This is a genomic window from Sulfitobacter sp. 1A13496 (genome assembly GCF_043557225.1).
Classification (GTDB): domain Bacteria; phylum Pseudomonadota; class Alphaproteobacteria; order Rhodobacterales; family Rhodobacteraceae; genus Sulfitobacter; species Sulfitobacter faviae.
This window is the reverse complement of sequence record NZ_JBIFFP010000005.1, coordinates 119304-132013: the sequence shown is the minus strand read 5'-3', so window position 1 is coordinate 132013 and position 12710 is coordinate 119304. Positions and strand designations below refer to the sequence as shown.

Below are 12710 nucleotides of genomic sequence, written 5' to 3'. Positions count from 1 at the left end.
TGCCCTGCGCATACGTCAGGAGGCTAACGCGGAACCGGGGAAAAAGTTCATTCGCGGCTAGGGGGCCACCGCTTGCAGACGCAAAGCCTGCCCGCCAAGGGCGCGAAAGGCGCGTTGGCGGCAGGTCAGGACGATGATCTGCATATCCCCCGCTTGCCGGTGCAGCGCGTCGAACATCCGCTCGATCCGGTCGTCATCGGTAAAGACCAGCGCGTCGTCCAAGATCACCGGCGCGATACGCCCCGCCCGGGCCAGCATCCGCGCAAAGGCCAGTCGCACCAGCAGGGCCACCTGTTCCTGCGTGCCGCCCGAAAGCACCTCGATCGGCTCTTCCCGGCCCTCACGGATCAGCGCATGGGGCAGGAGCGATTCCTCGCCCCATGTTAGTTCCGCATCGGGCCAAAGCAGTTGCAGCAGCGGTTTCAGTTCCTTGACGATGGGGGTGAAATAGCGCTCTCGCGCCTCGTTCCTTGCCTCCTGCAAGGCCTCTTGCAGCCGGGTCAGCACCGCGACCTCATGGGCGATCCGGGCAAGGGCCGCTTCGGCGGCTTGCAATTGGTCTTCGGTCTCGGCCAGCCGTTCCTCCACCGCGTCGCCCGAGGCGCGGGTGATGCGTTCGCTCAGCCGGGCGAGCAGGGGGTGCAGGCGGGCGATCTCTTCTCGGGCCTGTGTCTCGACCGATTCCGCGCGGGTGAGCGCGGCCTGAAGGCTGGCCGCATCCGGCGCGTCCTTGGCCTTCTCTGCATGGGCGAGGCGGGCGGCCTCCAGCGCGGCGGCAGTGGTGACGGCTTGGGCGGCGAGGTCTTTTTCGGTGACATCGCCCAGCTTGGCCTGCTGCGCCTCGGTGCGCTGCAGCCGGTCGGTGAGCGAGGCAAGCTGCGCTTCCTTGCCCGCCGCATCGGCCTTGGCATCGGCCAGCGCCTCGGCGGCAGTCTCACGCGCGATGCGGCAGCGCTCATGTACGGTCTGCGCGGTTTGCAGCGCGTCTTCGGCCTGCGCGAGATCCGGCGCGCCCGAGACCTCTTCCGGCGCAGGAATGGCGGCGAGGGCTTGGTGCAGCGCGTCGATCCCATCGGGGGCGAGGCTGGCCAGCACAGCTTTCGCCTCTCCCTCCCGCGCGGCGGCCTCGACACGCGCAGCACCGGCGGCGCGGGCCTGCGCCAGATCAGCCGCGCCGATCTCGTCGAGGGCGGTTTGCAACCGGGCCGCGGCGGCGTCGACGGAGCCGTCCTCGCCGCCGTCCGCGCCCGGCTCGATCTCCAAATCGCCGATCCCGTCGATCCGCAGGGTGGTGCGGCGTGGCAGGGGCAGGGGGGTGCCATCGGCCAAGGGGCCGTCATCTCCGTGGATGGCGCCTGATTGGCCGGGGGCGTAGCGGACTGTCACCTGCGGGGCCGCAGCGTCGCGGGCGGCGCGGCTGGCAGAGAGTTCGGCGGATAGTCTTTCCAACCGTTGCAGCGCCGCGGCGTCCGGGCCGGATTTGGCGGCGGCTCTGGCGCTCTCCATCCGGCGGCGGGCGTCTTCGGCCTCTTTGATGCGCGCTTCGAGCGCTTGGCGTCGGTCAGCACCATCGCGGGCCGCACGGGCGCGGAGGGCGTGGCGGTGGTCATCCTCGGCGGTTTCGAGCGCCGTTCGGGCCTCGGCGGCGGCGGCCTCTGCGGCCTCCAACGTGGCGCGACGGTCTGACAGGGCGGCGCGGGCCGCCTCCGCCGCTTCGCGTGCTGCGGCCTCAGCGCGGCGGGCGGCCTTTTGCTCGGCCTCTCCGGCGCGGTAGTTGTTGAGACGCGATGTGGCATTATCGGCGTTGAGACGGGCCAGTTCCACGGCCCGGCTCAACGCTTCCATCTCTTCCGCATGGCGGGTCGCGGCGGCATGGGCGGCGCGGGCGGCCTCCAGTTTTTCGCGGCGTTCGGCGACCACCTCGGGCGCTTCAAGCTCGGCCAAGGCGCGCCGCGCGCGCTGGCGTTCGGCCAAAGCGTCTTGCAACGCGCCTGCGGTCGCGGCCAATTGATCGCGCGTGGCCGTCAGCGCCTCGACCTGATCCTGCGCCTCTTTCCACGGCCCACCGGTGCGCGGCCGTCCGGTGCTGGTGGCGTATTGGGCCAACTCTTCGCGGCATTGCGCCAGCGCCTTGTCCATGCGCCGCCCGCCGGTCATCGCCTCTACCTCGGCCCCGACCGAGGTCATCAGATCGCGCCGCGCCTCCAGCGCCAGTTTCTCTTCCTTGGTCGAGCCGCCGGTCAGCGCGGTCATCCCCTGCCGCACCCAGATCAACCCCGAGGGGCCGCCCGCATCGCCGCCCAAAAGCTGCGCGATCCATGCTTCGGCCTCATCCGCCTGCGCGATCAACTTGCCCTCGCGGTGCACGGTGGCGAGGGGCTTTTGAAACCAGCGTTTGTGCAGGGCGAAACGGCCCGCCTCGGTCTCGACCTCGATGGTCACCTCAGGCGCGCCGCCTGCATGGGGGCGCAGGGCCGATACCTCTTTGTCGCGCGAACCGAAGGGTTTGAAAAACAGCGCCTGTATCGCGTCGAAGAGGGTGGATTTGCCGTGTTCATTCGGCTCGCTCAGGACGTTGATCCCATCGCCGATTCCGGTGACCTGCGCGGGGTCGGTGAAACGGCGCACGTTGTTGAGGGTGATGGCGCGGATTTTCATGTTTTTGCCCCTTGCACATAGGCGTGAAGCCGGGCCAGCGCATCGGCGGCCACGTCACGGTCGGATTGGGGAAGGGTCTCGGACTGCGCCTCGCTCACCAAGGTTTCCGCCGCCATGCGCAGCGCGCCGCCGCGGTCGATCTCATCAAGGTCCGCGGCCTCATACTGCGTGCCCAGCCCCTCAGTCAGCAATTCGAAATGGGCGAAATCGGGCGCGCAGGCTTGGGCCGCGTGGGCAAGAGCCGCGCGGTCGGGAAGGCTTGCCCAGCCCCCCGCCTTGACGCGCAGGAGGTGGTCCCGGCGGCCTGTCTCGGGCAAGAGCGCCTGCAAAGCCGCCGCGACATCTTGCCGGGGATGCAGCGTGACCTCGGCCTCCGACCACAGGAAACTGCCGGTCTCGACCTCTTCGACCTTGGGCCGCGCGCCGGAGCCTGCGAGCTCGACCGCAAGGCAGACGCCACGGCGCCCGTGTTTGAACCGATCCTGCTCGGGCGTGCCGCAGTAGTGCACCCGGTCCGAGACGGCCATCCGACCGTGCCAGTCGCCAAGGGCGAGGTAGTCAAGCCGCGCGCGCTGGTCCCGGTCCGGCGCGATGGCCTCTCCGCTGTCGGTAAAATCGGTCACCCCGCCATGGGCAAGGCCGATGCGCAGATGGCCCTCGGGGCTGTGCATGCGGTCCAGGGGGGCGCTTGGGTCACTGGCGCCCGCGCGAAAGGCGACGGGGCAGGGCAGCAGGCTGACACCGTCGACCATTTCGATCGGGGCGGCTTCGGTGAGGGCGCGCAGATTGGGCGGCGCATCGCGGGCGATGACCTCCCACAGGGGTTCGGCATCGCGCAGGTTGTCGTGGTTGCCGGGTAGGAGCCACCACGTCACCTCCGCCGCCTCGCCCATGGCGGTGAGCGCCTGCCGCAGCACGCTGGCCGAGGGCGTCGCGGTGTCGAACGTATCGCCCGCCAAGAGCACATGCGCCGCCCCGTGATCCCGCGCGGCCTGGGCCAGTTTGGCAATGGCGCCATGCCGCGCTTCCATCAGACGCCCCCGGATATTGCCGTCAGGCGCTTGCGGAATATTCGCGAATTTGCGCCCGATATGCAGGTCGGACGCGTGGATGAAGCGGAATGTCATGCGGGGGTCCTGAATGGCTTTGGCGAAGGGCGGGGGTGAAATAGGCAGAGGGCAATGGTCGATCGGCTGCGCGGCCAGCCGGGGCGGCCCATCGCTGCCACCCCATTCATCGCAAACTCAGCGCGGAGTGCAAGGCCATGCAAAATATGCGTGAATTTCTGGCCCCCGGCAGATTGCGCGCTAACTATGCCCGAAACGCGTTTAAAACGCAGCGGCGCCATTGCCCAAACCCGACAGTTCCGAGATAGGATACCATGTAGACCCGCATTCGAAATCCGCCCCCGCGTGGCGGGCACCGCTTGTCAGCTGCGGGCGTCCTCGCGCCCTTCGGCCTGTCGATCAGCACTTTCCATTGGATAGAAGACCCCTCAAGATGAACCACGACTTTGAAAGAATCCTCCAAGCTGCGCCGTCGCCTTTTGTCTTGTTGGACAGTGAGCTTCGGGTGGTCTGGGCCAATGACGCCTATCTGCAGGTCACGGACCGCCAGTTGGAACGGCTTATCGGGAAAGTGCTGTTCGAAGAGTTCCCCTCCGACCCCGAAAGCGAGTCGGGGCGGATGTTGCGGGCGTCTTTCGAGCGGGTGTTTCGCGACGGCACCACCGATCACCTGCCTGTCATTCCCTATCCGATCGACACGGCCGACGGCACAACCGAAGACCGCTATTGGAGTGCGACCCATACGCCGATCTTGAGCCCGGAGGGGGAGGTCGAGTTCCTTCTACAGCACACGCAGGATGTGACCGAAGCCTATATCGCAGAAACCCCCGGCGAAGAACGAGCGGGCTCTGCCCATGCCGCCGTGATGCGCCGTGCACATGAAGTGACGCAGCAGAACCTAGAGCTTGATACCGGCATAAGCCTTTTCAAGATGATCTTTGAACAGGCGCCGAACTTCATGGTCACCCTTATGGGGCCGAACCACGTCTTCCGGACGGTCAACGCCGCCTATATGCAATTGGTCGGCCAACGCGAGCTAATTGGCAAACCAATCCGCGAAGCCTTGCCAGAAATCGCGGGACAGGGCTTTTTCGAAATGCTGGACGAAGTCTATCGGACCGGCAAGGCCCTTAGCCAGCATGGGGCCGAGGCGTGGCTGCAACGCAGCGCTGATGGCCCGGAGGAGCGTGTCGTCGTCGATTTCGTTTTCCAGCCGCTCGACAATGTGCGGGGCGAGACCATCGGCATCATGATCCAAGGCAATGACGTGACCGCCCATAAGCTTGCCGAAATCCGGCTGCGCGAGGCCGAGAAACGGTTCCGCACCATGGCGCATACCATGCCGGTTCATGTCTGGACCGCCACCGCCGATGGACATTTGGACTGGATCAGCGATCAGGTCTATTCCTTTTCCGGGGCCGAGCCGGGCAGTCTGGTGGGGGATGCTTGGCCGACGATCATTCACCCCGATGACCGTGCGAAGGCCTTGACGACTTGGGCCCATGCGGTGGAAACTGGATCGGTCTATCAAACGGAATTCCGGCTGCGGCGGGCCGATGGGGCCTATTGCTGGCATCTGGTTCGGGGCGCACCGATTAAGGATGAGCATGGCGCGCTGATCCGATGGGTCGGCACGAACTCCGACATCCACGAGCAGAAAGAACTCTCCCGCCAACTGGCCGATTTGAACACGACGTTGGAAGAACGTGTCGAGAAACGCAACCGCGAGCTGGAAGAGCTGCATGACCGATTGGCGCAGAGCCAACGGGTCGAGGCGGTGGGCAATCTTGCCGGGGGCATCGCGCATGACTTCAACAATCTGTTGCAGGTGATGACCGGCAGCCTGACCATGGCCGCGCGCGAGATCGCCGCGGATTCGCCCGCGCGGGTGCGGATCGATGCGGCGATGCGCGCGGTGGAGCGCGGTGCCTCGCTCTCTTCGCAATTGCTCGCCTTCAGCCGCCGCCAGCCGTTGCAGCCCCGCTCGATCGACCTGCGCGATCTGCTGCGGGATATCGACGACATTATGCGCAGCGCCTTGGGCGAGGGGATGGAGGTCGAGATCGACACGCCCGAGGCCCTCTGGCCCGCCTATGCCGATGCCGCCAGCACCCAGAATGCGGTGCTGAACCTCGTGATCAATTCGCGCGACGCGATGGAGGGGCGCGGCAAGCTGAGGATTGCTGTCGAGAACCGGCACGTCGGCCCCGACGAGCTTTTTGGTGAGCCTGACATGGTGGCGGGCGACTACGTCGAGGTCAAAATCATCGACCACGGGCCGGGCATCCCGGCCGAGACGCTGGCCAAGGTCTTTGACCCTTTCTTTACCACCAAACCCGTGGGTAAGGGCACCGGGCTGGGCCTGTCCACCGTCTATGGCTTTGCGCGGCAATCGGGCGGGCGGGTGACCATCGCCAGCCGCCCCGGCGCGGGCACGACGGTGACGTTGCTGCTGCCGCGGGCCGAGACGGCGGCGGAGCCATTGCAGTGGCATGACCCATCGGAGATCGCAGGCGGGAGTGAGACCGTGCTGCTGGTCGAAGACGACGCCGAGGTGCGCGACGCCACCGCCGCCTTGCTGACAGACTTGGGCTATAGCGTGCGCACCGCAGAAGACCCCGCCGCGGCGCTCAGATCAGCGCGGCAAGCGCCGGACTTCGACCTTGTTATATCGGATGTCGTCATGCCCGGCGAGTTCAGCAGCCGCGAGATGGCCGAAACCCTTCAGGCCGAGCGGCCCGATCTGCCGATCCTGTTCATCTCGGGCTATTCGCGCGATGCAATCGTGCGCGATGGCCGGGTCGACGCCGGGGTCCAGTTCCTCGCCAAACCCTTCACCAAAGACGCTTTGGCGATCAAGGTGCGCGATGCGCTGTCGTCGGCTCCGGTCACCTCGACCAAGACCGAGACCCCGGCGCAGGAACTGCCCGACCGGCCCCGTCACGTGCTGCTCTGCGAAGACGACGCGCTGATCCGGCTCGATCTGGCGGATATCCTCAGCGGGCTTGGCACCGAAGTCACGGAAACCGCCTCGGGGCAGGAAACCTTGGATAGGCTGCAGGCTGGCGAATACGACGCACTGCTGATCGACGTGGGCCTGCCAGATATCTCAGGCGAAGAGGTGGCGACCCGGGTCCGGGCAACGCATCCCGATATGCCGATCATCTTTGCCACCGGCCAAGCAGAAGTGCCCGCCGCCGAGGCGCTGGGCCGCTGTGCCGTGGTGCAGAAACCCTTCGGTGACCGCGACCTTGAACGGGTTTTCACGCGTTTGGGCATTTTGGCGGAAACGGCGACGGCGGTGTGACGCGGCCAGCCGCGCTTCGCGACATCCCGCGCGGGGGCGGCTGCGGCATAAGAACAGCTTGCGCCACCCCTGCAAAGCCGTGCAGAAGGCCGTGACCAAAAGACGGAGCCCGCCGCATGCGCGACCAAAAACTCACCCACGCCGAGGTTTACCGCGCCGCGCGCTTAAGCGTGGCGCCGATGGTCGATCGGTAGGACATTCTTTTTATCGTTTTTATTTAGTGACTTACAGGCCGTTTCAGAGGTTTTTAGCGCTCTAGTAGCAGAGTTGGGCGCTCAAAGGTTTGAGCTTAGTTTCCAAAATTGATCGCCGCACCGGATGGGGCTCGATGCCGTCGAGGGCAATGGCTGGGGGAGGCTCGTCTGAGGCTTAGAGCAGGAACTCGGCCGGGAAATCGCGATGCGCGCAACATTTTTCTGCGCCGGCGCGGCCTGTGCGGTTTTGCTCACCTACGCATCGGCGATACTTCGGTTGGAATAGCTAAGTGGAACCTTTCTGCCGTTCGCTGCAGGCGCTCAGTTTTCTCTGCGGATGTGAGAACTTGGGGATAGAGGGCGGTTTGCCGACCTTCGCTGCAGGTGCGCAATGCGGTGCCAAAGTGCATGATCGGCAGGTGGAACCACAAAGTTGAAGCTGTGTCAGCCGCCAAAACCAGCAACCGAACCGGACATCACCCATGCGCTGGAGCACTTGCCGTCATAGGCAACATTCGGCGGCCAGTTAGCCTCGTTCAGACCGCAGGCGACAAGACGTGCGTCGAAATCGAGCATGGACCACGGAAGGTCATCGCCGCGCTTGTCCCTATCGGGCCAGACGATGCCGCTGAAACCGTTTTCATTCCAGCACTCGAAGGCTCCTGTGGCGTCGTAGGGGCTGAGATAACCCATGATCGCGGCGTCCTCAAAGGCGGCGGTGTAAAGCGCAATTTGACCCGCGTCAGAGCCTTCCTTACTTTCGACCAGACCGACTTCGCGGCAAGCATAGCCGCCATAAGGCGTATCTCCAGGCAGTCGTTGGCGCGGGATGTAAAAGGGGCGGCTGTCTGCGGAAGGGCCGGTGCGCGCGCCATTTGGCGCAATGCCGCGTGTCGTCAGCAGAGCGTCAATTTCAGCGCGCAGGGCGGGCACCATACAGGTTAAAGTGCGCTGCGGTTCGGCCCCGCGCCCGAACAGGTCGAGCGAGATTTCAACGTGACTGTTATCTACGGCATCAATCGCACGGCGCAGGTTGAGCACGGCGTGTCCGCCTTCGTCCAAGAAAGTCAGGCCATAACTGTCCCAAGGGTAGCCACCTGTCCCGAGTGTCATCGCAAAGGGAATATCCCGTGCCACCTCGCTGTGTGGTCCCTTAGAGATCGCCGGATCGACGTTAAGAGTCAAAATCTCCATCTCGGTCATCGGGTGGACCGTGCGGCAGAGTTTGATTTCTTCTGCCTTTTCGGTCACACAAAGCACATCGGTTTCCAGAATGCCTTCGTCGCAAAACGCAGCGGCTTGGCTCGCAGCCAGCACAGCTGCAATTGTCATAGTTTTCCGCATCTTCCCCCCACTGCGCTCAAAATTGAAAATGTCATGTGTTTTGTCTGTGTCGTAGATTAAAGCGTCGGCGATCCGTTACTGGATCATCTGTAGATACTGCTGATCCACCCAGCCCGTGGCACTGGGGCCGTTGTAGGGATGCCCGATGTCTTCAGGGCGAATTACGCATTCACTAACGCCGATCGGGATCGCCACCGCGCGAAAAGCGCCTTGCACGGCCAGCACCTCAACTTCATCACCGTCATATAGCTGCCACCACACGGGTGTTGCGGCATTGGGGCTGCTCCACTGGTAGACAGACACCGTTGTATCGGTCTGCACGCGTGCGCGACCGACTGTCTCTGGGGTCGGCACGATTTCATCACCCGAGAAAAACAAGCCCACAGGCCCGCGATCCACAAACCCAAGCTCCATCGTGGCAAGGTCGGCGTAGACGGTTTGCGGCAGGCACAGTTCTTGTTCAATCGGCATCTGCCAATCAGCGGTTTGCAACCAGGCTTCGGAGGGCAAGTCCAGCCGCTGTTCGTCCTCCTCTTCGTTCCACGGCACCGCCATATGAAGAATGCGCGGCATAGCGTAGGGTTCGTCCCAAAAGCCCAGTTCGACCTTGATCGTTTCCTCGTCGAGCCAGCCAAAAGTGTAGTGGGTCTGCGCCCCATCGGCGGTCAGAGGAACGTCATAGCGCAGCTCACCGGAGGCCAAGTGGTTCCGCACCATTTCAAACCGCGCATCAGACTGACAAACAGTGATTTGCTCCCGCTCCGCCTCGGGCGCGTTGGTGGCGCATTGAAACACCACCTCGCCCGAACACACCCCCTGCGCCTGTGCAGCAGAGCCGAGGCCCGCCGCGATCACGGCCGCAGCCCAAGGTCTCATGGGGAGACCTGCGCATTGTCGATCATCATGATGAACTCACCAAGGCTTTGCTGAACAGACCCCGCATCGCAGGACAGGTCGGCAATCTCGTTGCCGTCCTGATAAACGGTGAGGCCACCGCCGACCTCGGCGTCGCCCCGTTCGGCCCACCAGTATACCTCGTAGCCATAGCCGTCTTCGGTTTGGAAGGTGACCGACTCGCTCATCATCGTGCCCATGCCCGTGCCCTCGTTGTAAAGCAGGGAGGCTTTGTCGACGATGATTTCCTTCTCGAGTTCACCGCTGGTTTGGAAAAAGCCATAGGAGGCCATATCGCCGTCCATCCAGAAGGCATCGCAAACCTCAACGGCCTTTGCGCCACCGTTAAAGGTGCAGCTGAACATCTCCGACCCGTCCAGTTCGCAGTAAGAGCCGGCCATCGCGGCAGAGGAGGTCATCATGGCCAAAGTCGTCAGAAGTGCCCGTTTCATGGGAATATCCTTTTAAGAAGTTAGAGTAATTGGGAATGTGTCGTTTGAACCTTGCGGCGGACCTGAAAAGCCCCATGAGCGCGAAGCCGATAAATGCCACCCCGAGCCCGACATCCTTCAGGGCCTTTTTTACGCGCGACCGAAGCTCGACATGCGTGGTTTGAGTAAGCTTGCTCATGGAGAATACGCTCCGAATTATACGTTCTGAAACGCTGCCGCGGCAAGGCGCGATCCACACATAGGCGGAGCCTAATGGTCTGAAAGTAGTACTTAAAAATCTGTTTTTGCTTTGCGCGAAATTGATAATTGCAACAACGCTACAAGGCAAGTCGGCGCGTCCGCGAAAAAAATCTCCTTGGTTTGCTTCCCGACTTCCCTGGTTCAGACAGAGAAGCAAGGGAGGCGGCGCGCGGGGTGAACACGGGCGGAATAAGTGGCGGTGTTCTGGCAGTTCAGATGTGCTAGACGGTAGCAATCCTGAATCGAAAACCCCGGAAAACCGGGGGAAACCCCCGGAAATCCACGCCAAGCGTGCTACATCAAGCTCATTCGGAGATGAGGTTAAGCTATTGAAAAGTAATGTTGAAAGAGCAGCACGGCTGAGCGTGGCACCCATGATGGATTGGACCGACCGCCACTGCCGCTACCTCCACCGTCTGCTCAGCCGCGAGACCCTGCTTTACACCGAGATGGTGACCGCCCCCGCCTTGGTGCGCGGTGGCGCGTTGCATCTGCTGGATCACGACCCTGCAGAACATCCCGTTGCATTGCAATTGGGCGGGTCGGACCCGCAGGAGCTGGCGCAGGCGGCGCGGTTGGGGGCCGCGGCGGGCTATGATGAGATCAACCTTAATTGCGGCTGCCCCTCTGACAGGGTGCAATCGGGCGCATTCGGGGCCGTCTTGATGCAGCAGCCGGGGCTGGTTGCCGATTGCGTCGACGCGATGCGCACGGCCTGCGATGTCGAGGTGACGGTGAAATGCCGCATCGGGGTGGACGATCAGAACCCCGAAGAGATCCTCCCCGAGTTCCTGTCGCGGATCGTGGCGGCGGGCTGTACCCGTGTGACGATCCATGCGCGCAAGGCGTGGTTGCAGGGGCTAAGCCCCAAGGAAAACCGCGATATTCCGCCGTTGGATTATGACCTCGTCCATCGGATGAAGGGGCTGTTTCCGAACCTGCATATCTCGGTCAATGGCGGGATCACCTCGCTCGATCAGGCCGAAGCCTTTCTCGATGCGGGGCTCGATGGCGTTATGGTAGGGCGCAGCGCCTACCACGCGCCCGCGGATATCCTCGCCACGGCAGACCGGCGCATCTATGGGCAGGGCGGCGACAGCAGTGCGGAGGCGGCGGTGCAGGGGATGTTGCCCTATATCGAGGCGCATTTGTCAGACGGCGGGCGGCTGGGGCAGATCACCCGGCATATGCTGGGGCTTTTCGCCGGGCGGCCCGGTGCGCGGCAGTGGCGGCGTATCCTTTCCGAAGGGGCGCATAAGCCCGGCGCGGGTCCAGAACTGGTCGAGGCTGCCTTGGCCGAAGTCGCCGCGGCACAGGACGTCGCCGCGGCGGGGTAGGGTCAGACGCTGGGTTCAGCCACAGGGCGGGGCCGCAGCAGCGCCAGCGTGAGCAGGGCCGCCATCAAACCGCAGGCTGCGATGGCCCCCAGCATCGGCGTGACGCTGCCGTCGAAAAACGGCCCGGCCAGCGCGATGGAAAGGCCCCCGGCCACCATCTGCAAGGTCCCGCCTAAAGACGAGGCCAGCCCTGCGATATCGCCGTGGTCATCCAGCGCCACGACCATCACCGTCGGCACCACCACGCCAAGGCAGGCATTGGCGCAGAACAGACCCGCCATCACCAGATAGAGGCCCGGCTCGGTAACCAACGCGGTGACAAAGATCGCGGCGGAGAAGAGCACGAAGCCCGCGACCCCGCGCCGGACGAGGCTGCGCATGCCCCAGCGTTCGCCCAGCCATCCCGCCAATTGCGAGGCCGAGAAGAAGCCCACCGCGTTGACCGCGAAGGCCAGCGAGAACCCCGTCGGCCCCAGCCCGTATTGCCCGGTATAGACGAAGGGCGCGAAGGCGATGAAGACAAAGAAAGACCCCATGGCGAAGCCGCCGATAAAGGTCAGCCCCATGAAAATCGGATCGCTCAGCAGCACTTTCGCCCCGCGCCAAAGGCTGCGCGGGTTGATCCGAACGCGGCGCTCTGCGGGCAAGGTCTCGGGCTGGGCGGTGGCGGTGAGGGCCAGCGCGGCAACCGCCAGCACGCCAAGGGCGATGAAGATCGCGCGCCAATCGGCCAAGGCCAGAACCGCGCTGCCCGCCAGCGGGGCCAGCATGGGCGAGATCGAGATCACCAGCATCAACATCGCCATCAAGCGTGTCGCTTGCGTGCCGGTATATTGGTCGCGGATGATCGCGCGGGGCAGCACCATCAGCACCGCGCCGCCCAGCCCTTGCAGGGCGCGCCAACCGGTCAGCGCCGCCATCGAGGGGGCGAAAGCCGCCCCGAAAGAGGCGACCAGAAACAGCGCGAGCCCGACCATGATCGGCAGCTTGCGTCCCGCCTGATCGGCCCAAGGGCCGTAGAAAAGCTGCCCCAGTCCGAAGGCGATGAAATAGGCGGTGATCGTCGCCTGAACCGCCGTCTCAGAGGCGCCATAGCTGGCGGCGATGGCAGGCATGGCGGGCAGATACATATCAATGGCAAAGGGGCCGACCAGCCCCAGCAACCCGAGAATGAGCGCTGAACGTAGCACGAGATGTCCTTTCGGATGGGATGGCCG

The 12710-nt window shown here is 64.1% G+C and carries 8 protein-coding genes; 2 read left to right on the top strand and 6 right to left on the bottom strand.

Going from position 1 to position 12710, the window contains the following annotated elements:
- Positions 1-57: 57 nt before the first annotated feature.
- On the bottom strand, positions 58-2658 hold the full coding sequence (locus ACGYLX_RS12950; protein WP_394449973.1) for a chromosome segregation protein SMC: 2601 nt from the start codon (positions 2656-2658) through the stop codon (positions 58-60).
- On the bottom strand, positions 2655-3785 hold the full coding sequence (locus ACGYLX_RS12945) for an exonuclease SbcCD subunit D (RefSeq protein ID WP_394449971.1): 1131 nt from the start codon (positions 3783-3785) through the stop codon (positions 2655-2657). The genes ACGYLX_RS12950 and ACGYLX_RS12945 overlap by 4 nt, the downstream gene beginning before the upstream one ends.
- 373 nt (positions 3786-4158) lie before the next feature.
- Between ACGYLX_RS12945 and ACGYLX_RS12940 the strand changes: the two genes are divergently transcribed.
- On the top strand, positions 4159-7032 hold the full coding sequence (locus tag ACGYLX_RS12940; RefSeq protein WP_394449969.1) for a response regulator: 2874 nt from the start codon (positions 4159-4161) through the stop codon (positions 7030-7032).
- A gap of 638 nt (positions 7033-7670) precedes the next feature.
- Here ACGYLX_RS12940 and ACGYLX_RS12935 read toward each other — a convergent pair.
- The 3 genes from ACGYLX_RS12935 to ACGYLX_RS12925 all read right to left on the bottom strand — a co-directional run bounded on the left by ACGYLX_RS12935 (position 7671) and on the right by ACGYLX_RS12925 (position 9916).
- The gene (locus ACGYLX_RS12935) at positions 7671-8558 is read right to left on the bottom strand and encodes a hypothetical protein (protein WP_394449968.1); all 888 of its coding nucleotides are present in this window, start codon (positions 8556-8558) and stop codon (positions 7671-7673) included.
- 87 nt (positions 8559-8645) lie between these two features.
- On the bottom strand, positions 8646-9446 hold the full coding sequence (locus tag ACGYLX_RS12930) for a hypothetical protein (RefSeq protein WP_394449966.1): 801 nt from the start codon (positions 9444-9446) through the stop codon (positions 8646-8648).
- Complete coding sequence (locus ACGYLX_RS12925; protein WP_394412710.1) at positions 9443-9916, bottom strand: hypothetical protein; 474 nt, start codon at positions 9914-9916, stop codon at positions 9443-9445. Before ACGYLX_RS12925 ends, ACGYLX_RS12930 begins: the two co-directional genes overlap by 4 nt.
- 569 nt (positions 9917-10485) lie before the next feature.
- On the opposite strand from ACGYLX_RS12925, the gene dusA reads away from it, so the two are divergent.
- The gene (dusA, locus tag ACGYLX_RS12920) at positions 10486-11493 is read left to right on the top strand and encodes a tRNA dihydrouridine(20/20a) synthase DusA (protein ID WP_394449964.1); all 1008 of its coding nucleotides are present in this window, start codon (positions 10486-10488) and stop codon (positions 11491-11493) included.
- A gap of 2 nt (positions 11494-11495) precedes the next feature.
- Here the strand turns inward: dusA and ACGYLX_RS12915 are convergent, their stop codons facing one another.
- Positions 11496-12683 (bottom strand): multidrug effflux MFS transporter, encoded by a 1188-nt coding sequence (locus tag ACGYLX_RS12915; protein ID WP_394449962.1) that lies wholly within the window; start codon positions 12681-12683, stop codon positions 11496-11498.
- Between the last annotated feature and the right edge of the window lie 27 nt (positions 12684-12710).

Bases quoted from the DNA above. Each gene is read 5' to 3' on its own strand.
- ACGYLX_RS12950 (WP_394449973.1), bottom strand. From the start codon at position 2,658: ATGAAAATCCGCGCCATCACCCTCAACAACGTGCGCCGTTTCACCGAC.
- ACGYLX_RS12945 (WP_394449971.1), bottom strand. From the start codon at position 3,785: ATGACATTCCGCTTCATCCACGCGTCCGACCTGCATATCGGGCGCAAA.
- ACGYLX_RS12940 (WP_394449969.1), top strand. From the start codon at position 4,159: ATGAACCACGACTTTGAAAGAATCCTCCAAGCTGCGCCGTCGCCTTTT.
- ACGYLX_RS12935 (WP_394449968.1), bottom strand. From the start codon at position 8,558: ATGACAATTGCAGCTGTGCTGGCTGCGAGCCAAGCCGCTGCGTTTTGC.
- ACGYLX_RS12930 (WP_394449966.1), bottom strand. From the start codon at position 9,446: ATGAGACCTTGGGCTGCGGCCGTGATCGCGGCGGGCCTCGGCTCTGCT.
- ACGYLX_RS12925 (WP_394412710.1), bottom strand. From the start codon at position 9,916: ATGAAACGGGCACTTCTGACGACTTTGGCCATGATGACCTCCTCTGCC.